This is a genomic window from Pseudomonadota bacterium, assembly GCA_039028155.1.
GTDB lineage: Bacteria > Pseudomonadota > Alphaproteobacteria > SP197 > SP197 > JANQGO01.
Window position 1 is genome coordinate 1 of sequence record JBCCIS010000064.1, and the last position, 23,151, is coordinate 23,151.

28 protein-coding genes are annotated in these 23,151 nt (G+C 62.9%); 21 read left to right on the plus strand and 7 right to left on the minus strand.

Annotated features, from left to right (window positions below):
* From AAF563_22405 to AAF563_22435, 7 genes are all read left to right on the plus strand, one after another.
* On the plus strand, window positions 1-328 hold a 328-nt coding region (locus AAF563_22405; protein MEM7124046.1), incomplete at its 5' end, for an MFS transporter.
* A gap of 56 nt (window positions 329-384) precedes the next feature.
* Entirely contained in the window at window positions 385-1,719 is a 1,335-nt protein-coding gene (locus AAF563_22410) for an MFS transporter (GenBank protein MEM7124047.1), read from the plus strand.
* A gap of 59 nt (window positions 1,720-1,778) precedes the next feature.
* Entirely contained in the window at window positions 1,779-2,162 is a 384-nt protein-coding gene (locus AAF563_22415; GenBank protein MEM7124048.1) for a cupin domain-containing protein, read from the plus strand.
* Between the two features lie 12 nt (window positions 2,163-2,174).
* Window positions 2,175-2,555: a cupin domain-containing protein gene (locus AAF563_22420; protein ID MEM7124049.1), complete on the plus strand. Its 381-nt coding sequence runs from the start codon at window positions 2,175-2,177 to the stop codon at window positions 2,553-2,555.
* A gap of 83 nt (window positions 2,556-2,638) precedes the next feature.
* Window positions 2,639-3,046 carry a nuclear transport factor 2 family protein gene (locus tag AAF563_22425; GenBank protein MEM7124050.1) on the plus strand — a complete coding sequence of 136 codons (408 nt, stop codon included), beginning with the start codon at window positions 2,639-2,641 and terminating at the stop codon, window positions 3,044-3,046.
* A 101-nt stretch (window positions 3,047-3,147) separates the two neighbouring features.
* Window positions 3,148-3,693: a TlpA disulfide reductase family protein gene (locus AAF563_22430; GenBank protein MEM7124051.1), complete on the plus strand. Its 546-nt coding sequence runs from the start codon at window positions 3,148-3,150 to the stop codon at window positions 3,691-3,693.
* A gap of 123 nt (window positions 3,694-3,816) precedes the next feature.
* A complete protein-coding gene (locus tag AAF563_22435) occupies window positions 3,817-5,121 on the plus strand; it encodes an FAD-binding oxidoreductase (GenBank protein MEM7124052.1) in 1,305 nt (434 codons plus the stop codon).
* Window positions 5,122-5,131: 10 nt separating this feature from the next.
* Here the strand turns inward: AAF563_22435 and AAF563_22440 are convergent, their stop codons facing one another.
* Complete coding sequence (locus AAF563_22440; GenBank protein ID MEM7124053.1) at window positions 5,132-6,304, minus strand: MFS transporter; 1,173 nt, start codon at window positions 6,302-6,304, stop codon at window positions 5,132-5,134.
* Window positions 6,305-6,449: 145 nt separating this feature from the next.
* On the opposite strand from AAF563_22440, the gene AAF563_22445 reads away from it, so the two are divergent.
* The 6 genes from AAF563_22445 (at window position 6,450) to AAF563_22470 (ending at window position 11,886) form a co-directional block, all read left to right on the plus strand.
* Window positions 6,450-6,716 (plus strand): hypothetical protein, encoded by a 267-nt coding sequence (locus AAF563_22445; GenBank protein MEM7124054.1) that lies wholly within the window; start codon window positions 6,450-6,452, stop codon window positions 6,714-6,716.
* A 146-nt stretch (window positions 6,717-6,862) separates the two neighbouring features.
* Entirely contained in the window at window positions 6,863-7,336 is a 474-nt protein-coding gene (locus AAF563_22450) for a 4Fe-4S dicluster domain-containing protein (GenBank protein ID MEM7124055.1), read from the plus strand.
* Between the two features lie 12 nt (window positions 7,337-7,348).
* Complete coding sequence (locus AAF563_22455; GenBank protein ID MEM7124056.1) at window positions 7,349-9,169, plus strand: aldehyde ferredoxin oxidoreductase family protein; 1,821 nt, start codon at window positions 7,349-7,351, stop codon at window positions 9,167-9,169.
* Between the two features lie 88 nt (window positions 9,170-9,257).
* Window positions 9,258-10,514 carry an FAD-dependent oxidoreductase gene (locus AAF563_22460; GenBank protein MEM7124057.1) on the plus strand — a complete coding sequence of 419 codons (1,257 nt, stop codon included), beginning with the start codon at window positions 9,258-9,260 and terminating at the stop codon, window positions 10,512-10,514.
* Entirely contained in the window at window positions 10,511-10,759 is a 249-nt protein-coding gene (locus tag AAF563_22465) for a MoaD/ThiS family protein (GenBank protein MEM7124058.1), read from the plus strand. The genes AAF563_22460 and AAF563_22465 overlap by 4 nt, the downstream gene beginning before the upstream one ends.
* 221 nt (window positions 10,760-10,980) lie before the next feature.
* A complete protein-coding gene (locus tag AAF563_22470) occupies window positions 10,981-11,886 on the plus strand; it encodes a hypothetical protein (GenBank protein ID MEM7124059.1) in 906 nt (301 codons plus the stop codon).
* A gap of 18 nt (window positions 11,887-11,904) precedes the next feature.
* On the opposite strand, the gene AAF563_22475 is transcribed toward AAF563_22470, so the two are convergent.
* A complete protein-coding gene (locus tag AAF563_22475; protein ID MEM7124060.1) occupies window positions 11,905-12,177 on the minus strand; it encodes a hypothetical protein in 273 nt (90 codons plus the stop codon).
* Entirely contained in the window at window positions 12,177-12,941 is a 765-nt protein-coding gene (locus tag AAF563_22480) for an aldolase/citrate lyase family protein (protein MEM7124061.1), read from the minus strand. The genes AAF563_22475 and AAF563_22480 overlap by 1 nt, the downstream gene beginning before the upstream one ends.
* Before the next feature lie 112 nt (window positions 12,942-13,053).
* On the opposite strand from AAF563_22480, the gene AAF563_22485 reads away from it, so the two are divergent.
* The gene (locus AAF563_22485) at window positions 13,054-13,950 is read left to right on the plus strand and encodes a homocysteine S-methyltransferase family protein (protein ID MEM7124062.1); all 897 of its coding nucleotides are present in this window, start codon (window positions 13,054-13,056) and stop codon (window positions 13,948-13,950) included.
* Window positions 13,951-14,062: 112 nt separating this feature from the next.
* Here AAF563_22485 and AAF563_22490 read toward each other — a convergent pair whose 3' ends face one another.
* Window positions 14,063-14,947: an SMP-30/gluconolactonase/LRE family protein gene (locus AAF563_22490; GenBank protein MEM7124063.1), complete on the minus strand. Its 885-nt coding sequence runs from the start codon at window positions 14,945-14,947 to the stop codon at window positions 14,063-14,065.
* Between the two features lie 92 nt (window positions 14,948-15,039).
* Between AAF563_22490 and AAF563_22495 the strand changes: the two genes are divergently transcribed.
* A complete protein-coding gene (locus tag AAF563_22495; protein MEM7124064.1) occupies window positions 15,040-15,960 on the plus strand; it encodes an aminotransferase class IV in 921 nt (306 codons plus the stop codon).
* A complete protein-coding gene (locus tag AAF563_22500) occupies window positions 15,957-16,685 on the plus strand; it encodes an HAD family hydrolase (GenBank protein ID MEM7124065.1) in 729 nt (242 codons plus the stop codon). Before AAF563_22495 ends, AAF563_22500 begins: the two co-directional genes overlap by 4 nt.
* A 213-nt stretch (window positions 16,686-16,898) precedes the next feature.
* On the opposite strand, the gene AAF563_22505 is transcribed toward AAF563_22500, so the two are convergent.
* On the minus strand, window positions 16,899-17,726 hold the full coding sequence (locus AAF563_22505) for a universal stress protein (protein MEM7124066.1): 828 nt from the start codon (window positions 17,724-17,726) through the stop codon (window positions 16,899-16,901).
* A gap of 298 nt (window positions 17,727-18,024) precedes the next feature.
* Here AAF563_22505 and AAF563_22510 point away from each other — a divergent pair, with 298 nt between their 5' ends.
* Window positions 18,025-18,672 carry a LysE family transporter gene (locus tag AAF563_22510; GenBank protein MEM7124067.1) on the plus strand — a complete coding sequence of 216 codons (648 nt, stop codon included), beginning with the start codon at window positions 18,025-18,027 and terminating at the stop codon, window positions 18,670-18,672.
* Window positions 18,673-18,800: 128 nt separating this feature from the next.
* The gene (locus AAF563_22515) at window positions 18,801-19,364 is read left to right on the plus strand and encodes a hypothetical protein (protein ID MEM7124068.1); all 564 of its coding nucleotides are present in this window, start codon (window positions 18,801-18,803) and stop codon (window positions 19,362-19,364) included.
* 7 nt (window positions 19,365-19,371) lie between these two features.
* Here AAF563_22515 and AAF563_22520 read toward each other — a convergent pair whose 3' ends face one another.
* Window positions 19,372-19,971, minus strand: a complete 600-nt coding sequence (locus tag AAF563_22520; GenBank protein ID MEM7124069.1) for a uracil-DNA glycosylase family protein — start codon at window positions 19,969-19,971, stop codon at window positions 19,372-19,374.
* 71 nt (window positions 19,972-20,042) lie between these two features.
* Here AAF563_22520 and AAF563_22525 point away from each other — a divergent pair, with 71 nt between their 5' ends.
* From AAF563_22525 to AAF563_22535, 3 genes are all read left to right on the plus strand, one after another.
* A complete protein-coding gene (locus AAF563_22525; protein ID MEM7124070.1) occupies window positions 20,043-20,963 on the plus strand; it encodes a choline kinase family protein in 921 nt (306 codons plus the stop codon).
* On the plus strand, window positions 20,950-21,711 hold the full coding sequence (locus AAF563_22530) for an HAD family hydrolase (protein ID MEM7124071.1): 762 nt from the start codon (window positions 20,950-20,952) through the stop codon (window positions 21,709-21,711). Before AAF563_22525 ends, AAF563_22530 begins: the two co-directional genes overlap by 14 nt.
* A gap of 75 nt (window positions 21,712-21,786) precedes the next feature.
* Window positions 21,787-22,896: an S-(hydroxymethyl)glutathione dehydrogenase/class III alcohol dehydrogenase gene (locus AAF563_22535; GenBank protein ID MEM7124072.1), complete on the plus strand. Its 1,110-nt coding sequence runs from the start codon at window positions 21,787-21,789 to the stop codon at window positions 22,894-22,896.
* A gap of 52 nt (window positions 22,897-22,948) precedes the next feature.
* Here AAF563_22535 and AAF563_22540 read toward each other — a convergent pair.
* The coding region (locus AAF563_22540; GenBank protein ID MEM7124073.1) for a sodium:solute symporter family protein at window positions 22,949-23,151 on the minus strand (203 nt) is incomplete at its 5' end.

Sequence of the window (23,151 nt, forward strand, 5' to 3'; positions counted from 1 at the left end):
CATCTGGATCGCTTTCCTGGCGAACGGGTCGGGCTTCTGGTGGCTGATGCCGGGTTTCCTGGTGATGGGCATCGCCGTCAGTTTCTTCTTCGTCCCGCCGATGCGCGCCGTCGCCAACGCGCTGCCCGACGAAAAGCAGGGGCAGGCCGGTGGGATCATGCTGACGGGGCAATTGTTGGGCGGCACCATGGGCATGACGGTGCTGGGCATCGTCCTGGTCATGACCGGCGATTTCCAGATCGTCTTCGCGACGACGGTTGGTCTCAACATAATCGTCGCTGTTTTGGCCTGGGCCTGGTTCGCGCGCGACCTGAAACCGTCACCATGAGATGTGGCCGGCGCCGGTCCGGCGAGATGTCACGGAGGAGATAGGGATTGGCCGAGGTGAAGAGCCACAAGTGGATCATCCTTGTCGCCATGGGAGCGTCGCTCGGCCTCATGGTGCTTGACGAGACCATTGTCGGTGTCGCGCTGCCGACCATGCGGCGCGATCTTGGATTAAGCGAGACCGGGTCCCACTGGGTCGTCAACGCCTATCTGGTTGTGTTCGCCGCCCTCGCGGCCGCCATGGGCAAGCTGGGCGACATGGTTGGGCTCAGACGCTTTTTCATTCTGGGCCTGGTCATTTTCGGCGCGACGTCGATTGCCGCCGGCTTCGCGCAGGACGAGACATGGATCATCGTGGCGCGTTCCCTGCAAGGCATCGGCGCGGCCATCGTGCTGCCGGGCTCCATGGCGATGATGATGATCGTGTTTCCGCCCGAGCAACGAGGTCTCGCGCTCGGCATCTATGGCACCACGGGCACGATCTTTCTTGCCGCTGGCCCGCTGCTGGGCGGAGTCTTCACCGAGTATCTCTCATGGCGTTGGATCTTCTGGGTCAATCCGTTCCTCGTTGTTGTGATTGCCGCGCTTGTGCTCGCGTTTTGGCGTGATCCGCCGCGCCAAGGCGACGCGCCGCGCCTGGACAAACCCGGCCTTGTCACGCTGGTCGCCGGTGTCGGTCTGCTGGTGATGGGTCTGATGCAGGGGCCTGACTGGGGTTGGACCAGCCTTTCCGTCCTGGCACTCATCGTGGTCGGAATCCTGTCGCTCGGCGCGTTCGTCGTGACCGAGTTCAAGGTCCGCGCGCCGCTGATCGAGCTTGATCTGTTCGCCAACCGGACGATGTCATCCGCCAATCTCATCATCTTCATGGCGCAGTTCTCGAAGACGGCGGTTTTCATCTTCGGTGCTCTTTACTTCCAGCACACACTCGGCATGAGCGCGATCGAGGCGGGGCTCGCCATGCTGTGGGCGGTCCTGCCGTTGCCGTTCTCGGCCTTCTTCATCGGACCGATCACCGACCGTTTTGCCGAGCGCAGGCCAGCTTTGATCGGCCTTACCGCGATCTTCATCAGCTTCGTCTGGCTGGCGGCGACCGCGGACGGCGCCGGGTTGATGATCATGGTGCCGGGCCTTCTCCTGATCGGGTTGACCCAGCCCGTTCTCTTTGTGCCGCCCATGCGCGCCGTCGCCAACGCGTTGCCGATCGAAAAGCAGGGGCAGGCCGGCGGCGTCATGCTGACCAGCCAGTTGCTCGGTGGCACGATCGGCATGACGACCCTCGGCATTACTCTTGTCATGACCAACGACTATCAACTCGTCTTTGCCGTCACAGCGGCGACCTGTCTGGTGATTGGTCTTGTCGCGGCGGTCTGGTTCAGCCGGTCGCCGTGACGTGTGCTAGGCTTGGCCGATCACCAAGACGGTAACCACCAAGAGGGGACGCGTGACTGATGAGTGAAGCCAAGATGTTTCGTGGTTTTGGTTTCGACCTGACACCCGGCGAAGGCGGCGGCAACGTGATCGCGACGGTTAACGGCGCGGTGAGCCAGACACTGGGCGGCGGTATCGGCGTCTTCGAGAACTGCAGCATTCCTTGGACCGTCACCTATGACGAGATGCTGTTCGGCATCGACGGTAAGATGCGCATCGTCGTCGGCGACGATGTCCACGAGATGGGTCCAGGTGACATCATGTGGCTGCCGGAAGCCACCGAGTTGATCTATGAGGCCGACGAAAAGGCGACCTTCTTCTTCGCCGTCGCGCCCGCCGCCAATTCGCCGTCGGGCAGCAAGACCGACGAGCATCCGACGGTGACGCCGCGAAAGAAGGCATGACGTCGATCCGCCATGTCGACCTTCGATCTCTTCACCACCTTCGTGCACCTGGACAGCCGCGACGACGCGCACGCGGTCCCTGTTACCGACACCTTCTGGCCGGAACTGATGGCGGGCGAGCGGGTCTATGACGGTCGTATGATGACCGCCGCCCATATCAGCGGTGATGTCGACCACTGGGAGCGCCATCCTGCCGGCGGCGAGGTGTTGATCCTGCTGTCGGGCGCGGTCGATGTCGTCCTCGATCAGCCGGGCGGCGAACGGCGCGTACCGCTTGAAGCCGGCCAGGCCTTTATTGTTCCCCAAGGCGTGTGGCACCGCATCGCGATGCGCAAACCCGGCGACCTCGTTTTCATTACACCGGGCGAGGGCACTGATCATCGTGCCCTTTAACGCCTCAACGATGTCGTGGCTGTGGCATCGGTGTTCGCCTCGATGGCGGGCTGCTTGGGCAGCAAGACTGATGGGAGACAAAGATGGATGAAGAGAGAGCGGTCAGCGAGGCCGATGACAAGTTCTTTGCGGCGCTAAACGCCATGTTTGTCGGTGACCTCGAACCGATGAAGGCGTTGTGGTCCCACGCCGACGACGTGGCATATCTGGGTCCCGCCGGGATCTTTCTGACCGGCTGGCCAGCCATCCTCGAGGATTGGGAGAAACAGGCCGCCCTGAAGCTCGGCGGAGAGATTCACGTCACGCAGCGCCATTTGACCGTTGGTGACGGGCTCGCGGTCGCGCACCATCGCGCGGAAGCCACGAACCGCGACAGGAACGGCAACATGGTCGATGTCAGCCTGCGCGGCACCAACGTGTTCCGCAAAGAGGACGGCGAATGGCGGCTGATCGCGCATCACGCCGATCCGCTCGCGTTCCTGGAGTACTGATGTTCCGCGAGTAGTGCTAACCTGTTGACATGCCTTCACAATATCGTGTCGAAGGCGCGTAGAACCACGACGCCGGGCATAAAGACCACTATCTTGGCGTCATGGTAACGACGCTTCGAAACCTTGTCGTACTTCTGGTTGCGGTTGTGTTTGCGCCGATGGCGCAGGCCGCCGACGACCCGATCGCCCTCTCCGACGACACCAAGACGTTGGTCGCCTTGCTCGACCCCATCAGCGGTCCGCCGGTTACGCCGGAGGGTCTCGACGGCAAGGTCGTCGTCGTGACGTTCTTCGCCAGCTGGTGTCCGCCGTGCCACACCGAGTTCACGCATTTGAACGAGCTCTACGAGGCCTATCACGACCAGGGTGTCGAGATCATCGCGATCAACCGCTTTGAGCAGGCAGGGCGGTTCGAGGACGGTGGCGAACGGCTCGCGGCGTTCATCGCCACATACGAACCCGCCTTCTCCGTGGTTGCCGGCAATGACGCGGTCGCGGCGGCGTTTGGCAACGTCGCGCGCATTCCGACCGTGCTGGTGTTCGATCGCGATGGCGCTTCGGCGCTGCACTTCATCCACGTTCGCGATTCCGGCGTGACCAATCCGAAACCCGAAGAAGTTATCGCGGCGATTCAAAGCAGTCTTTAGCCGCGACGTCGCACTGCCGCCCCAGTCCGTCCCCTTTGACCAAAGTGCCGCAAAAACTTCCTGTTTGACCCCTGATGCGACCGGTGACTAACTCTCACCTGGGTGTAGTCCAGGAGTGGAACGATGCGGGTCACCAATCTGCCGCGCGATGATAAGACCAACGGCTGGTATGAGATCCTGCCGGATCATGGCGAGCCCAATGTGCTGACCGGCGACCAGCAGGCGGATTGGGTCGTGGTCGGCGCCGGATTTGCGGGTCTTGGCGCGGCGCGGCGTCTGGGCGAGCTGCGGCCCAACGACAAGGTCGCGCTGGTCGAGGCTCAGCGGATCGGGCGCAATGCATCCGGCCGCAATTCCGGGTTCATCATCGATCTACCGCACAACATCGAGATGGACGATCCCGACCGCGACTTCCGTCAGATGCGGCTGAATCGCACGGCAATCGCGTGGCTATCGGAGATCGTGCAGAACCATCAGATCCAGTGTCAGTGGAGTGTGCGCGGCAAGGTCCACGCGGCGGCGACGGCTTCAGGCGTCGAGGCTCTGAACGCCTATTGCGCCGGCCTGGACATGCTTGACGAAAGCTACGAGCGCTGGAACGCGGAGCGTGTGACGCAGTACCTCGGCACCGCCCATTTCCACGATGCAGTCTGGACGCCGCAGAACATCTTGATGCAGCCGGCGGCCCTGGTACGCGGTCTGGCGGCGACCATGCCGGAAAACGTCACGGTCTATGAGAATTCGCCGGTCGAGGCCTTCGACAATGGTCCGACCAAGACCCTGACGACAGCGCATGGCTCGCTGAAAACCCCCCAACTAATCCTGGCGACCAACGGATGGACTCCAGCGTTCGGCTACATGACCAACCACTTCATCGTCATCTTCACCTATGCCAGCCTGACCCGTCCGTTGACCGAGGCCGAGCAGGCCGATCTGGGCGGCGAGGGCGACTGGGGCGTCATCCCCGCCACCATGGGCGGGACGACCATGCGCTACACCCAGGACAAGCGCCTGTTGATCCGCAAGGGTGTGCGCTACACGCCGGACGGATACAGTCACGATGCCCAGCGGCGCGCTGTCTATCGTGGCCACATCAAGACGTTCCGCGAGCGGTTCCCCATGCTGCCCGATGTTACGTTCGACCACAGTTGGGGCGGCGCCATGTGCATGACGCGCAACCACGCGCCAAAGTTCGGCGTTCTCGACGACGGCGTCTGGTCGGCCGTGTGCCAGAACGGAGTCGGTGCGGCCAAGGGTACGATCCAGGGCCGCGCCGTGGCGGAATTGGCGGTCGGCGAGGATTCAGAAATCGTCAGCGACATGCTGAAGTTCGACGAACCGGTCAAACTGCCGCCGCGCTGGCTGACCGGGATTGGCGCGCGTTACCAGATCGCCAAGGCAGAGCTGCTCGCTGGCCGCGACGCCTGATCGCAGCACTCTATGTCTGGGCGGTTCCGACCCTCTCCCTGGCCGAAAGTCTGAGGCACGCACCGGCGGCAGCCGAAATGAGAGCGGCCAGCCCGGCGAGCGCCAGGGCGCTTCGATACCCGCCTTCGACGTCATAAATGACCCCAGAGATCCAGGGTCCGGCGAAACCAGTGACGCCCCAGGCGGTGAAGATCAGGCCATAGATTCTGGGCGTGCGGTCAATGCCGAAGCGGCGGCTGGTCACGACCGGATAGATCGCCGCGATCGCGCCATAGGCCAGGCCGACCACCCCCAGGCAGACGATCGCCATTCCCGGCCCGTCGAGCAGGGCAAGGGCCGCCAGGCCTGCCATCGACAGGGCCGGCAGGCCGACCAGCAGAAGGCGCAACGGTATGCGATCGGCGAGGCCTGCGATCATCAGGCCGCCGACCGCGTTGCCAAAGCCGACCAGCATGACGCCGATGACGGCCTGGCGCCCGCTGCCGCCGGTTTCGGTCACCACGCCGGCGGCGTGACTGAAGGCGATGATGCCGGACATGCAGCCAAAGCCGAATCCCAGCCACATCAGAATGATGGGACGCACGTCGGACCGCAGACCGCCGGATGTCGACGGTGCCGAATGACCCATGCGCAAGCGCGACACGCTGAGCAGAAGACCGGCAACGGCGCCGCAGGCCAGGATCGACAGCCCATGGACGATGAGCGCGGTGGTGAGGCCATGGGGCTCGTGGACCAGCTTTAGAACCTGGGCAAAGACGATGGCGCCGACCGCGTAGCACGCCGTCACCAATCCCATGGCCATGCCCTGGCGCTTGGGGTAGGCGCGCGCGGCGGCGATCAGCGAAAAGCCGTAGCCGACGCCGTTGGCGAAGCCGAACAGGACGCCGTAGGCCGCGTAGACAACCACCAGAGCCGGCGCCACGGCCGCCAGGACCAGACCTGTGGCGGCCACCAGACAGGCGCCCGCACCCATCAACGCCGGCGTCAGGCGGTGGTAGATCCTGTGGCCGAACAGGACCGCGACGGTCAGGCTGATCAGCGCCAGCGAATAGGCCAGGCTGACATCGCCCCGGCTGGCGCCGAACCGCTCTTCCAGGGGCACGATGATGACGCTGAACGCGTGGATCGATCCCAGGCTCCCGGTCAGAAGCAGCGCGGCGATGAGGGCCGGCAACGGTTTCATGGGCAAGCTTTCCGCCTGTTGTGGGACGAGACGGCAAGCCACGGTCACATTCCGGTCAAGCGCCCCCGCCCGTGCTGGCGCATCAGGCCCTTGCTATGGTCTCTTTGTCGAGAGCCAAGTTGGAAATGGGTCGGTCGGTTGGGCGATGGAGCTCTACGGTCTCAGAGGCATCACCCACGGCTGGGGCCGACTGGTCACGGTGATGAGCCCGTCGGGCGCGAGCGCCGTCGCCGGCCACATCGAGGCCGGCCCAGACTTCCACACCGTGATCGAGCCGGGCCAGCTGCCGCAGTATCATCAGGTCCGCGGCGGCGCGATCGACGCGTTGGTCGCGCGCTATGGCATTGTCGTGCTCAACCCTGAGGCGTGGACGGCCAAGAAGCGCGAGCTGGGCGAGGCCATCTACCGCTAAAAAGCCCCTACAGCGGCAAGGTCATCGACAAGCCGGCCCTACACAGATCCGATTAAACCGGTCTAAGATGGTTACGAAGGCTCTCGGCGGGTTTCAGGATGCCGGCCGGGGGACCCGACTTTATTGTGTTGAACAAGGGGCTCAACATGCAGAAATCCCTATTGATTGATCCGGAGAAGTGCACCAGTTGCCTTCAGTGTGAGATGGCGTGTTCGTTCGAGCACGAGGGCACGTTCAATCCCGCGCGTTCACGGATCAAGATCTTCGAATTCGAACACGGCCGACGCGCCGTGCCCTACACCTGCACCCAGTGCGCGGAGGCCTGGTGCCTGCACGCCTGTCCGGTCGAGGCTTTGGTCAGGAGCCAGGAAACCGGTGCTGTCGAGGTGCTGGACGATGTCTGTGTCGGCTGCAAGGTCTGCACCATCGCGTGCCCGTTTGGCACCGTGAACTACAACCCCGACACCGGCAAGGTGATCAAGTGCGACCTGTGCCACGGCGATCCGAAGTGCGCCGAGGCGTGTCCGACCGACGCCATCACCTATGTCGACTCAGCCTGGACCGGATACGAACGGATGCAGGCCTGGGCCGTCAAGACCGACAACCAGCCGGCAGCTTGAGGGAGAACGATCATGGGATGGCAGAAAAACGTTCTTCGCGTCAATCTGACCGAGGGTACCGCGAAATCCGAACCGCTCAACATGGAATGGGCGGAGTCCTACATGGGCGAGCGCGGCCTGGGCACCAAATACCTTTACGAGAACATGGACCCCAAGGCCGATCCGATGAGCCCGGAGAACGTCCTGATCTTCGCGACCGGGCCCCTGACCGGCACGATGTCGTCGACCAGCGGACGGTACGCGGTGTTGTGCAAGGGCCCGCTGACCAACGCTATCGCGTGCTCCAACTCCGGCGGCAAGTTCGGCGCCGAGATGAAGTACGCGGGCTACGACCTGATCATTCTTGAGGGCAGGGCCAAAAGCCCGGTCTATCTCCACATCGTCGACGACGAGGTCGAGATCCTGCCGGCCGACGAGCTGTGGGGCACCGGCGTCTGGCACACCGAGGAGTGGATCAAGGCACGCCATCAGAATCCGAACCTGAAGGTTGCCTCGATCGGCGAGGCCGGCGAGAACGGCGTCTATTACGCCTGCGTCGTCAATGATCTGCACCGGGCGGCCGGGCGTTCCGGCGTCGGTGCCGTCATGGGTTCAAAGAACCTGAAGGCAATCGCCTGCCACGGCACCAAGGGCGTCACCGTCCACGATCCCAAGAAGTTCATGGAGGTGATCAAGGATACCCACGCCAAGCTCGCCGAGAGCGAAGGCCGCCAGGGTCTGACCCAGGAAGGCACGCTGGCCATGATCGACGCCATGGAGGAGTGGGGCGGCCTGCCGACCCGCAACTTCAACGAGGTGCAGTTCGAAGGCACCGGCAAGATCAACCCGAACTTCGCGATCACCAAAAACGAAAACGGTCACGTCAACCTGATCACCAATAAGGCGTGCTTCGGCTGCACCATCGCGTGCGGGCGTATCGCCCATGTCGACAAGGACCATTTTACCGTCGTCAACCGGCCGCAATACCACCACGCCTCCGGCGGGTTAGAGTACGAAACGGCCTATGCCTTCGGCCCCGTGGTCGGTGTCGATGACATCGACGCCCTGACCTTCGCCAACTTCATGATGAACGAGCACGGCATGGACCCGATCTCGTTTGGCGTGACGCTTGCCGCGGCCATGGAGCTCTATGAAGTCGGCGCCATCACCAAGGATCAGACCGACGGCATCGCGCTCAACTTCGGCAGCGCCGAGGCGCTTGCCGTCATGGCCGAGAAGACCGGCAAGGGCGAGGGTTTCGGCAAGGAACTGGCGCTCGGCTCCAAGCGGCTCACCGAGAAGTACGGCCATCCGGAGTTCTTTATGGGCGTCAAGGGCCAGGAGTTCGCCGGTTACGACAGCCGCGCGCTCCAGGGCATGGGCCTGGGCTACGCCACGTCCAACCGCGGCGCTTGCCATCTGAAGCACGATGTCTTCGCCGAGGATATGGAAGACGTCTCCGGCAACGGCAAGGCCGAACCGGTGAAGAAGAGCCAGGACGTCGTCGCGATGATCGATTCGACGGGCCTGTGCTTGTTCACCACGGCGGCCTGGGGTCCCGAAGACTTCGCCGCCCAGATCGACGCGGCGTGCGAGGGCGACTGGCCCCTGGAACGCATCATCGAAAGCGGCGAGCGGACCTTCAACCTGGAGCGCATGTTCAACCTGGGTGCCGGTCTAACCAAGGCCGACGACACGTTGCCCAAGCGCATGCTGGAAACCCCTGCGCCCAGCGGCAACGCCAAGGGCAAGGTCGCCGAACTCGATAAGATGCTGCCGGAGTACTACCAGCATCGCGGCTGGACAGAGGAAGGCGTGCCGAGCAACGAGACGCTGTCGCGTCTCGGCCTTTAGAGCACGCACGACAGGACAAGACGTAACGCCGGCTGCTCCGTCAACGAACGGAACAGCCGGCGGGCGTCGATGAGTTGAGGAAACTGCCATGAACCACGTCATCGTCGGCGCCGGCCCGGCCGGTGTTATTGCTGCCGAGAACTTGAGAAAGCTGGACCGTTCGGCCGGCATCACGCTGATTGGCGAAGAGCCGGAGGCGCCCTATTCGCGCATGGCCATCCCCTATCTTCTGGCCGAGGACATCGTCGAGGAGGGCACCCATTTGCGCCACGGGGCCGGCCACTTCGACAATCTGAACATCGACGTGCGTCAGGGCCGCGTCGCCTCGGTCGCCACCGACAAGGGCGAGGTGACGCTTGAGGACGGCGGCTCGCTGGGCTTCGATAAGCTTCTGCTCGCCACCGGCTCCCACCCGGTCCGACCGCCGATCCCCGGCATGGATCTCGCTAATGTCGAGTCCTGCTGGACGCTGGAGGACGCCCGCCACATTGTCAGCAAGACCAAGAAGGGCGACAAGGTCGTGCTGATGGGCGCCGGCTTTATCGGCTGTATCATTCTTGAGGCGCTGGTCGCGCGCGGCGTCGACCTGACCGTCATCGAGATGGAAGATCGCATGGTCGCGCGCATGATGGACAAGACCGGCGGCGACATCATCAAGGCCTGGTGCGAAAGCAAGGGGGTGAACGTCCTGACGTCGACCCGTGTCGACGCGGTCGAGCAGAGCGGCAACGGCCTGCACCTGACGCTTAACAACGACGACAAGGGGCTGGACGCCGACCTCGTCGTCTGCGCCACCGGCGTCAAACCCAACATCGCCTTCCTCGACGGCTCCGGCATCGAGACGTCGACGGGCATCAAGGTCAACAACTTCATGGAGACCTCTGCCGCCAACGTTTATGCCGCCGGCGACGTCGCCGAGGGCCCGGACTTTTCGACAGGCGGTTACGACGTCCACGCGATCCAGCCGACCGCCAGCGAGCACGGCCGCGTCGCCGCGCGCAACATGGCCGGCCACAAGACGCCCTACCGCGGCAGCCTGGTCATGAACGTTCTGAACACGCTGGGTTTGATTTCCAGCTCCTACGGCCTGTGGGACGGCACAGAGGGCGGAGACGAGGCGGTCGCCGTCGATCCCGAACGTTCGAGCTATCTGCGTCTCAACTTCAAGGACGACAAGCTGGTGGGATCGCTGTCGCTGGGGCTCACCCAGCATGTCGGCGTGCTGCGCGGCCTGATCCAGACCGAGGTGCCGCTGGGTGCCTGGAAGGATCGCCTGATGGACGACCCGCACCTCATCATGCACGCCTATCTGGAACGCACCCAGGGGGTCCTGCAGCATCCATGAACGTGCGTTTAAGGGTGTCCGGCGCCTACGCGAAGTACCTGCCGGGTGGTGGCCAGGACAACCGCGCCCAGATCGACGTCGATGACGGCGCGACGCCGCAGCTCGTTATGAGCAAGCTCGGCTTCCCCGACGGCGCCTATCTGATCAGCGTCAACGGCACCGCCGTGCCGAAAGCCGAACGCGCGACCAAGACGCTCGAAGACGGCGACGAACTCGCCATCCTGGTGCCGCTTAGAGGCGGCTGAGGCTCTAATTCTCTTCTCGCGCCCCGGCCTTGAGCCGGGGCCCATGAATACAGACTGAACCAAGTCCGGCGCTTGGATCACGGGTCTGCGCTGTGCTTGGCCGGGGTGCGGCTCCGGTGCGGCAATCAAGAACTGTCTATCGGGACTAAGGTTCGTGCCTGTCACCCATGCCGCTTCATTTGATAGCGGGAGTCACGCGACTAATCTGAGTCGCCTCTAGCATGGGTTGTGATATAGTAGGGGTGCAACACTGCCCGTTTGCATTGCTAATCCAAGTAGGTGATGAAGAGATGCTTAGAGATGTTCAGGAAACGCGAACCTGGATTAGCAGGGGTCGGTTTGTACGCCTGATAACGCTCGCAGCGCTCATCCTCGCAATCAACTACGATCACCTCGTCGCTGACACAGCAACTTTGAACTCTGACAATGAGATCCCGGCAGATTTCAAAAGGTTTGTATACGGCTATAGCAGTGACGCTGTTTTCAGAACCATTTACTCAGATAAGATTTATCTCAATGTTGTTCCCTTAGGCGAATACTCCATAGAAGATTTGCTCGATTACCCCACAGAAGATGTTGTTAACAACTTATTGCCCAATGCCAAAAAATTTAGACCAGTTGAAGTGAATTATTATGATGTTTACAATACTCTTGCTTTGGTATCAAACAATACTATTTCAATCTTCTATGGTACTAAACAAGAAATACTGACAGATAGTGCATACTTGGGTGCAGATGCATCAAGTGCGTTCATGTATCCTGTAGAAATGGGTCCAACAATTGCTGTTAACAGCCATGCGCACGGAATGCGCGAAGAGGAAGGAAAGGAGTATGTAGAAATAAATGATCAAGAAACGATCTGCACGCAATACATAATGACCAATCGCGAGGAAACCAACACATATAGCTTCCTATTCATTGAGCACACTGACTCTTTTAATACATGTCTCATTAAACAGATTCTTTTCAAGATTGGGCTTAGAAATGTCGCAAAGGATCTATTTGTCGAAAGAGAGCTTGATTCAACGGATTTGTCGCAAATGATCGAGTTTCTATTGGAACATCGGGAATATTCTGGGCTGACTTTTGAGGAATTTATTGATGAGTACAGATCGTCAACTGACTAGTCGCGGCTGTTCTGGCGGCTAACCTTCGTCCTTTTTCCGTGGCTCGACCGGAATGACGCGGCCGGGGTCGGTCTTGACGTTGATGTCGAAACCTTTGCGGATCTCGACATTGCGCAGGATCACCTCCAGCACCGTGGTGTCGTCGAAGTCGTTGGGACCGGGGTCGTCGTACTTCGCCTTCAGGTGGCGCACCATTTCCAGCTCGTTGAAGGTCAGGCTGTCCTCGAGCTCGGCGAGCTTCTCCAACAGCGCCTTGACCTTGACATGGCGCGCCATGTCGAAGAGGGCCATCAGCCGATAATCCTGCGTGAGTTGGCGATGACGCCTTCCAGGCTCATCGACAGCGCGGCGACATCGTCGACCAGGGCGGCGAAACCGAGCCCCAATCGTTTGGCGGCCTTCATGTCGTCTTCCGTATAGATATTCATGCCCCAGATCTTGCCGGCCTTGTTGGCGGCGCGCGCGACGCGGTCGCGGTCTTTCAAATCGCCCGGACTGCCCAAGGGTTCCTTGGGCCGGCGCGCCATGTGCAGATCGAACGGGCCCAGGAACAGGCCGTCCGTTGTCGGCAGCTCCAGGATCTCTTTGACATCGGCGAGTGCGCCCGCCGTCTCGATCATCGGCATGCACATGACCCGGCGATTCTCGCGCGCGACCCAGCCCTTCGGAGGGTCGCCCCAGTCCCATGTCCGGCCGCCGCCGACGCTGCGGTCGCCGAGCGGCGGATACTTGGCCAGCGCCGTGATCTCGGCCGCGTGTTCCAGATTGTCGATATGCGGGATGATGACGCCGTCAGCGCCTGAATCCAGCGCCTGCTGAATGTCGATGCGCTGTGGCGCGGCGACGCGCGCGAACGACTTCAGGCGCATGCCGCGTGCCATGGCGAACAGCAGGTCGACATCGGCGCGGTTGAATGCGCCATGTTCGAGATCCAGGCAAATGCCGTCAAAACCGTGCAGCTTCGCAAGCTCGACCGCGGTGGTGTTCGCGGTCGCCAGCCACAGCGCATGAATAGATTTCTGTTTGCGTGACCTGGTTGTCGCGGCGCGCGCCATCGATGTCTCCCTCCCGTTCTGGTTGACGCCATGATGGCATGGCCAGGGGATGCCAACCAACGGCTTATCGGCTATGGCTTGTCTCGCCGATGTCGCGGAGATGGAAAACACCATGAGCCCACCGATTGTCCGTCTGCCCGCCGGACGTCCCTTTCTGCTCGATGGCGGCATGGGCGAGGCTATCGCCATGCGTCAGTTGAACCAGAAGGGCTCGCCGTTCTGGTCGGGCAAGGCGTTGATCGAAGCGCCCGATGTCGTGCGTGATCTGCATGAGGCGTTCATCGCCGCCGGTGCCGACGCCATCATCACCAACACCTATGGCGTCGTACGGTCGTTCATGGCCGAGATCGGCAACGAAGAACGTTTCGCCGAACTCAACCGGATCGCCGGCGAGTTGGCGGTCGCCGCGCGCGACGCCCAAGATCGCGGTACGCTGATCGCAGGCTCCCTGCCGCCGCTGTCGCCCAGCTATGAACCCGGGACGGTGGGAGCGCAGGCGCAGCTCACGGAGCTCTATGCCGAGCAGGCCGATTTGCTGGCGCCCTATGTCGATTTCTTCATCGGCGAAACCCTGACGACAATCGCCGAGACCCGCGCCGTGGCCGCTGCTGCCGGTGCCACCGGCAAGCCGGTCTGGGTCGGTTGGACGCTGCACGAGACGAAAGACGGATGCCTGAAGGACGGCACACCGGTCAGCGAGGCAGCCGCCGCGGTCGCGGGCGGTCCGGTCTCGGTGTTCCTGGCCAACTGTTGCTCGCCCGAGGCGCTGACCCGCGGTCTTCCGGCGCTGTTGGCGCTCGGAACGCCGACCGGCGGTTACGCCAACACGTTCCATCCGATCGATCCGGACGCCAAGGACGTCAGCCACCGCGACGACCTGGATACCGAGGCCTATGCCGCCCATGTCGCCGACTGGATCCAGTTGGGCGCGCGCATCGTCGGCGGCTGTTGCGGCACCATGCCCGAACATATCGCGCGCGTGCGCGGTCTGATCGCCGAGGCTGCGTAGCTTTGTATTGTCACGGCACCAGCCCGCTCCCCCTCCCGGCCACCCTAAGAACACTGCCATGGGTGGCCGGGAGGGGGAGCGGGCTGGCTAGGCGCCTGCGCTCAAAGCCAGCTCAGCCGGCGAACTTATCTATCGGCAGGCCTTTCACACCCGGCTGGCAAGCGAACAGGCCGCCGGCCAACGGCTGGTTCGGTTCCATGGGCGCGGAGCCGCCGTCGCTGATCGACGTGACATAGAGTGTGTCGAGGTCGGGTCCGCCGAAGCAGGGCATGGAGGGTTTCTGCACCGGCATGGCGACTGTCCGGTCGACCGATCCGTCTGGCGCGAAGCGGACGATCTGCCAGCCGTCCACGTTGGCTGACCAATAGAAACCCTCTGCGTCGATCGTCGCGCCGTCCGGTCTGCCGGGTAGGTCGTGGGTGGTGGCGAAGACGCGGCGGTTGTCGACCGCGCCGGTCGCGGGGTCGTGGTCCCAGGCCCAGATGGTCTGGACCGTCGGCAGGCTGTCGGAATGATAGAGCGTCCGGCCATCCGGGCTGAAGGCGAGACCATTTGATGTGCCCATACCGTCGCAGATCTGGGTGACCGCGCCGTCCGGGTCCAGGCGGTAGAACGCGCCTGGTGTCTTGCCCGGTGTGATAGGTACGCCCATGGTGCCGGCGAAGAACCGGCCGCCGGGTGCCGCGCGGCCGTCGTTGAACGTGGTGCCGGGGTTATCGGCTTCGACCTCGGCAATCGTCGTGATCGTGCCGGTCTCGAAGTCGACAGCGCCGAAGCTGTTGTCGAGCGCGGCGATCAGCCCACCACTTTCGCGGAACGCGAAACTGCCGATGTGATCGGCCAACTTGCGGTGTTCGTCCGTGCCGGTGGCCGGATCAAAGCGGTGTAGTTCGCCGCGCTCTGCATCGACCCAGTAGAGCTTCTGCTCGCCGTCGTGCCACATCGGGCACTCGCCAAGCGCGGCCTTGGCATCGAGCACGCATTCAACAGATGTCATGGTCCCCACTTTTTCGTCAATCGCCTTGACCCGGCGCTACAATCTGGAGCCTATTCTGACGGTGGTCGGTTGGGCAATGCCGGGGAAGGATCATGACCGCTGATCGCGGAACCCATCACTATGTCGACGATCCGCGCAACGCGGGTATCCAGATCTACGTCAACGGCGACATCGTTGCGCGCGACGAGGCGCGTATCAGCGTCTTCGATTCCGGTTTCATCCTGGGCGATGGCGTCTGGGAGGGGCTGCGTCTGCATAACGGCAAGGTGGCGTTCCTCGATCAGCATCTCAGCCGGCTCTACCAGGGCGCCAAGGCGATCGATCTCGACATCGGCATGACGCCTGACGCGTTGGCGGCCGAGATTGATAAGACGGTTATGGCCAACGGCATGACGTCGGGCGTTCACATCCGGCTGATGGTGACGCGCGGCTTGAAGGCGACGCCCTATCAGGACCCGCGCGTCAATATTGGCGGCGCAACGATCGTCATGATCCCCGAGTACAAGGAGGCCGCCGAGCGCCAAGGCGGGGTCAGCCTGTTCACCGTCCATGTGCGACGCGGCGCGCCCGACGTGCAGGACCCCATGCTGAACAGCCACAGCAAGCTCAACTGCATAACCGCCTGCATCCAGGCCGCCAAGGCGGGCGCCGACGAAGCCCTGATGCTGGATCCCCATGGGTTCGTGGCGACCTGCAACTCCACCCACTTCTTTGTTGTGCGCGGCGGCGAGGTCTGGACCTCGACAGGGCGTTACTGCCTGCACGGGATTACGCGGCGCAACGTGTTGGATCTCTGCACGGAAAACGGCATCAAGGCCTTCGAAAGGGACTTCAGCCTGACGCAAGTCTATGACGCCGACGAGGCCTTCATCACCGGCACCTTCGCCGGCTTGACGCCTGTCGCATTGATCGATGGTCGTACCATCGGCGACGGCACCGGGGCCGGCGCCGTGACGTCGCGGCTGCGCGCGCTTTATGGCGATCTCATCGAACGTGAGTGCCCGGCGTCATGACGACCCGCATCGCCATGTGGTCGGGGCCGCGCAACATTTCCACGGCGATGATGCGGGCGTGGGAGAACCGGCCGGATACCCACGTTATCGACGAGCCGTTTTATGCCCACTACCTGAAGACGACCGGCATCGATCACCCAATGCGCGAGGCGGTCATCGCCTCCCAGCCGAACGATTGGGGTGAGGTCGTCGCCGATATTACCGGACCGGGTCCCGGCGGCGCGTCGATCTGGTACCAGAAACACATGACCCACCACATGATCCCGGAGGTCGACCGCGATTGGTTTCGCCATGTCAGGCATGCGTTCCTGATCCGCGATCCCAGCGAGATGTTGGCGTCTTACGCGGCTAAACGCACCAGCGTGACACCAGCTGATCTGGGCGCCGAACTACAGGCCGAACTTTATGACGAAGTGGTCGAACGCACGGGCCAGACGCCCCCGGTGATTGACGCGGCCGACGTGTTGCGCAGCCCTGAAGCCATGCTGCGTTCGCTCTGCGATGCGCTGGAGGTCCCGTTCGACGACGCCATGATGGCCTGGCCCCAGGGTCCACGCCCGACCGATGGCGTCTGGTCGGCGCACTGGTACGCCAATGTCGAGGCATCGACCGGCTTTCGGTCCTACGAACCAAAAACCATCGACCTGCCGGACAATTTGGAGGCGATCGCCGAGATCTGCCGCGCGCCCTATCGCCGCCTGTGGCGCCAGCGCCTGCTGGTTTGAGCTACCGACCCTGGCCCCGTTCTCCCTCTGCCCTTGAGGGAGAACGGGGTGAGGGGGCGCGCGCGATAGTGCGCCTGGATCATCGGCGCCGGCGTTTCCGGCGCACGCACCCCTCACCCAGCTTCGGCTAAGGCGCTGGTGCGCCTAAGCCTGCGCATCCCTCTCCCTCAAGTGGCGAGGGAAACCAACAGAGTACGCTGACTCAGCGGTACCCTAGTGGGACATCAGGATCGGCAGCGTCATGTGCTGCAGCAGATTGCGGGTGACGCCGCCAAACACGATCTCGGTCAGTCGGGTATGGCCATAGGCGCCCATCACCAGAAGCTGGCTGTCCATGTCGGAGGCCGCTGAGTTCAGCGTTTCCGCGGTTGTCAGGCTGCCGCGGGTCATGTGGTGCGCCTTGGCCGTAATGCCGTGTTGGGCCAGATGGGCGGCGATATCGGCGCCGGGATCCCGGCCTTCCGACTGATCGGCATCGACACAGACGACATCGACCTGATCGGCCGCTTTCATGAATGCCAGAGCGTCGTGGACCGCGCGGGTTGCCGCCCTGCTGGAATCCCACGCCACCATGATGCGTTTCCATTCGGTCGAGAACGTGCCGGCATAGGGGAGGATCAGGACCGGCCGCCCGGCCCCGAGAGCTACCGCACCGCCCAAATCGACCGTCCCGCACTCGGCGGGATCGTCCGGTGACCACTGGCCAACGACGATCAGATCGCTATAGCGGGCGTGAAACGCCAGGCATTCGTCCGTTTCGCCTTGGTCGCTGAGCCACCGCACCCTGACGCCCTTGGCCGCTGACAGATCCTCAAACGCCTTTTTGGTGCGCGCCGACGAGGCGTCATAGACCTCGTCCAGATCCTCGACCACCGTTACGGCCCCGCCCGGCGGCATGGCGGGTACGATAATGGGATAGGGTCTGGCGAACAGACCGGTCACCATACTGTCGTTCTTCGTCGCCAGCTCGCACGCCAGCGCGACGCGATCCGGGCAGCGTGCGTCCTCGGCCACGTGGACCAGAATATTGCGCAGGGTCATGGTGTTCTCCTCCTAGAGCAGATCGCATTCCATCTGGATCACTTGCGATCCAGATAGAGTGCGTGAATCTGCTCTAACTATTTGATCTAGAGTGGATTCACGCGATTGGTCAGAGCCACTCAGCGGCTTTGACTAATCGCGATCCGCTCTATCCCACGTCACGCTTTATCTTAGCGTGCAAAAATCGCCGCCGTGTTGCATTGATGTAGAGCAAGGCAGGGTGCCGACGGGTTTGCAAGGCGCGGCATCAGCCTGTACACGTTGGGGGCTGGCCGGCGGGCACGTTCGGGGCGTTTTGATGGATTTTTCCGCCGCTGTAATGGGCGCTGTAATCGGATTTCTTGTGGCGGCGCCGGTCGGCCCGGTCGCCGTTCTTTGCATTCAGCGAACCCTGACCGATGGCCGCCTGGCAGGCTATGTCACCGGTCTAGGTGCTGCGATCGCCGACACGGTGTTTGGCGCGCTTGCCATGTTTTCCGTCGCTTTTGTTCAGACCTTTCTGATCAACCACGAGAACACCGTGCGCCTGGTCGGTGGAATCATCCTGATCGGCATGGGGATCCTGGGCATCTTCGCGCGTAAGAAACTGCGCCGCTCCGAGGAGGAGGCCCAGACGCTCAGGGTCGATCACGCAACGCTCGCCCAGGCTCTGGGTTCGGCCTTCATCGTCACCATCGTCAACCCGATCACCATTCTGGCCTTTATCTCGATCTTTGCCGCGACCAGCGTCTCCGTGCAGACCGAAGGCCTGTTCGATGCCTGGGTGCTGATCATCGGTGTTTTTGTCGGCGCGCTCGCCTGGTGGGGCTTCCTGGCCAGCATCACCGCGACCTTCCGCCAGCGCTTCACGGATCGCGGCCTGCGTTGGCTGAACCGTATCTCAGGCGCCGTCATCGCCGGTTTCGGCGTCTATGCGCTTTGTCTTGTCGCCTGGGATTATCTCTAGCCGCAGACCTCTGCCGTTGCGTTGCCTGAACCTCACTTGCGGTGTCCCGACTGGCTGTTGCACTATTTCACCCAAGCACAAGCAAGCGTGGGTGGTGTCGGGCGCATAACAGCAAGGGGCACAATCCGATGCATCGCGTTTATGCTGGAATCCAAGGACCGCAGACGCGGCGCCGCATCCTCAGGACGTTTGGCGCCGGTAGCGCTTTGGCGACAATCGGTGCTGCTTCACCGTTCGATCTGGCGACGAAGCAGCAATCGTTCGTTGTGCGGCGCAACGTCGCCCAGGCAGGCGGTGACGCCTGTACCGGTGGCGCCTTACCTGCCGAGATATCGGGCCATTTCGACGATACGTTCGGCCATCGGCATGAGATTGGTGCCGCGCACTGGATGTCGTTTCACGACGACGAGGAGTTTCTCTACCGTATCTGCACGGTGTATCGACAAGACGGTTACCTGATCGCGCAGAACGACGCGGTGCAAGCCTACTATCCCGACATGTACAGCCGGTTTGAATGGGTCATCGACGGGGACGACATCTGGTATTGCCAGCAGGTGTTCGCTGCCGACAGCCACGACGAAGCGCGTGACTTCGACCGTCATCCGCGCGCGGACAGCAGCAACCCCGGCACCGGGGGATGCGGTGTGGATGGCTCCATTGCATGGACCAAACTCAGCGCGGCGTCGACCTGACGCTTGGTTAGGTGAGGGCGGCGATCCGGCGTCGCAGCTCCGGCAGCGCCTCGGTTTCAAACCAGGGGTGGCGCTTTAGCCATGCGGTGTTGCGCCATGACGGGTGCGGTGTCGCGAAAAAGCGCGGCAGGTGGTCGCGCCAGGCCGTAACGGTCTCCGTCAGGCTCGAGCCCGCGGCCTTGCCCAGATAGCGGCGCTGGGCGTAGCCGCCAACAAGCAGTGTCAGCTCGATGTTCGGCAACCGATCGAGAACACGTTCGTGCCACAGCGGCGCGCATTCCGGCCGGGGCGGATTGTCGCCGCCACGCGGATCGCGCCCGGGATAACAGAACCCCATGGGCACGATGGCAATGCGCGTCGCGTCATAGAAGGTTGCATGATCGACGGCCATCCAGTCGCGCAGCCGGTCGCCGCTCCTGTCGTCCCAGGGAATGCCGGATGCGTGAACCCTGGTGCCCGGTGCCTGTCCGATGATCAGGACCCGGGCCGAGGTCGCCGCGCGTAGGACCGGCCGGGGGCCGAGCGGCAGGTCGCCGGCACAGACGCGGCATGACCGGACCTCGCCAAGCAGATGGCCCAAGGATGCGGTGTCGTTGTTCTGAAGCATGGTGCTATATCGTCACTGCCGAGTGGCGGAAACGCTGCTCGCTCCACCGAGAAGCGGGTCATATTGCCGGCATGATGGACGATATCGCAGAGATCGGGAAAGCCCTCAATGCGGCCGGCGTGTCCATTGCGGCGGGCGGTATCGGTGAGGTCACCCGTCTGCCTGGCCTGACCAACAACACCTGGCGGGTGACGGTAGACGGCGTTGACTACGTCGTGCGTCTGCCCGGCGCCGGCACGTCGGCCCATATCGATCGTGCGGCGGAAGCCCACAATCTGCGCGTCGCCGAAACGATCGGGGTCGCGGCCCCGGTCATCCATATCGATCCATCCACCGGCATCCTTGTCATGCGCTTTCGCGACGATGCGGTCGTGCCCGATGACGCCCACATGAAACGCCCGGACGTGATCGCCAGACTGGGCGCCGTCCTTCGACGCCTGCACGAAGGCCCAGCTTTTCGCGGCGTGATGAATCCATTCGACAAGATTGACCATTACCTGGTGACGGCCGGCCTGGCGCCTGATGCGGAGCTTGCGTTCGGATCGCGGTGGCCAAGCATGCTGGCGCTCGCGCACGTGGCGGCGTTCGACGCCCGGGCGCTTCGGCCCTGCCATGTCGATCCGGTGGCGGCGAACATGCTGGATACACCGGACCGTCTGATCTTGATCGACTGGGAGTATGCCGCCATGAGCGAGCCGTTGTGGGATCTCGCCTATGTCGCGGTGGAAGCCGACTTTGACAACGAACAAAAGGCCGGGCTGTTGGCTGCCTATGGGGCCGGCGATGCCGACGACCTGACGCTGTGGTGCGCGATTGCCATGGCCGTCACGGCGGCATGGTGCATGATGCAGCGCGTGCTGGCGCCGGGCGAGGCGGACTTTGACGCCTATGCGACCCGGCGTCTGGCTGATCTCGATCGGATACTGGCCGATCCGGCGTTGCGTCGTTGTCTGGACTCATCACAAGGAGCAAACGCCCGTGCCGCGCTCTAAAGAGCTTGTGTTTGATCATGTCGAAGGCGTGCTGTTCGACAAGGACGGCACCTTGATCGACTTCGTCGCCACCTGGGTCCCCGCCTATGTCGCGGCCGCCGAGGCCGCGGCCGAACAGGCCGGCGACAAGGCGCTGGCCGATACGCTCCTGGTGCGTACCGGCTATGACCGCGAGCGTGACCATATGGAGCCGTCGTCGCTGCTGGCCGGTGGCACCAATCAGGAGCTGCTGGCCGTGTGGGCCGAGGTACTGGGACCGGCCGCACCCGACGACATGGAGACCATGGTGCTCGACCTGTTCGAAGCTTTCGCCGCCGACACCCTGGTCCAGACCGCCGATCTGCCTCACCTTTTCACCACGCTGAGCGGCCATGGCTTGAAGCTCGGCATCGCCACCAACGACGATACCAACACGGCGCACGAGACCGCCCGCTCGACCGGGATCGATCATCTCGTCGATTTTGTCGCCGGCGCCGATGCCGGCCATGGCGGCAAACCGGGGCCTGGCATGCCGCTGGCGTTCTGCGAAAAGACGGGCCTTCAACCTCATCAGGTCATCCTTGTCGGCGATACGCCGACGGATGCCGCGACCGGACGCAATGCCGGCCTGCACGCGGTGGTCGGCGTGCTTAGTGGCGCAGCCGGCCACGAGCTGCTGGATGCCCATTTTGACGCTGTCATCGATACCGTCGCCGACCTGCCGGACCTGCTGGGGCTACCGAGCAAACCACCACCGGGGGGCGACTGAGATCGCGGTTGCAATCACCGCTTTCGGCTGGAACCATGCGGCCAGATCCAAGAACCAAGGCAAAGGGGGGAAGATATGAAGACGCGTGCTGCCGTTGCGCATAAGGCGGGCGATCCGCTGACCATCGAAGAGGTCGAACTGGACGGGCCGAAGGACGGTGAGGTTCTGGTCGAGATCAAGGCGACCGGCGTCTGCCACACCGACGCCTTTACGCTCTCCGGCGACGATCCCGAAGGCCTGTTCCCGGCGATCCTGGGTCATGAGGGCGCCGGCGTCGTGGTCGATACCGGCAAGGGCGTGACGAGCCTGAAGAAGGGCGACCACGTCATCCCGCTCTATACGCCGGAATGCCGCCAGTGCGAGTACTGCACATCGGGCAAGACCAATCTGTGTCAGGCGATCCGCGTTACCCAGGGCCAGGGCGTCATGCCCGACGGTTCCAGTCGGTTCTCCATCGGCAAGGACAAGCTGTTCCACTACATGGGCACGTCGACTTTTGCCAACCACACGGTGGTGCCGGAGATCGCGCTGGCCAAGGTGCGCGAGGACGCGCCCTTCGACAAGATCTGCTACATCGGCTGCGGCGTGACGACCGGCATCGGCGCGGTCTTGAACACCGCCAAGGTGCAGCCCGGCGACAACGTCGTCGTTTTCGGCCTGGGCGGCATCGGCCTCAACGTCATTCAGGGCGCGCGCATCGCCGGTGCCGACAAAATCGTCGGCGTCGACATCAACCCTGCGCGCGAGGCGCTGGGCGAGCAGTTCGGCATGACCCATTTTGCTAACCCGAAGGAGATCGAGGGTGACCTCGTGCCCTATCTGGTCGACCTGACCGGCGGCGGCGCCGATTACAGCTTCGAGTGCATCGGCAATATCACGACCATGCGCCAGGCACTGGAGTGCTGTCACAAGGGCTGGGGCGAATCGATCATCATCGGCGTCGCGCCGGCTGGCGCGGAGATTTCGACCCGCCCGTTCCAGCTCGTCACCGGCCGCGTGTGGCGCGGCACCGCCTTCGGCGGCGCCAAGGGCCGCACGGACGTGCCGAAGATCGTCGACTGGTACATGGACGGCAAGATCAACATCGACGACATGATCACCCACACCATGCCGCTCGACGACATCAACGAAGCCTTCCACCTGATGCACGAAGGCAAGTCGATCCGCAGCGTCATTACCTACTGATCTAAGAGTATCTTCGTTGCAGACGGCGTCCGGGAAACCGGGCGCCGTTTTGTTATGAGCTTTCCGACCGCGCCCGCGCGGCGGGGACCAGCACGAACAGCGCGACGTTCACCGCCGCGCCGATGACGAAGCCCTCGATCAGGAACGGCTTGCCCAGGAGTTCGTTCCACAGAAGCGCGGTGACGAAACCGCCGATGGCACCGGCGACGAAACAGCGTGTGGTCTTGGGATAACCCAGGATCGTCGCGGCCAGCG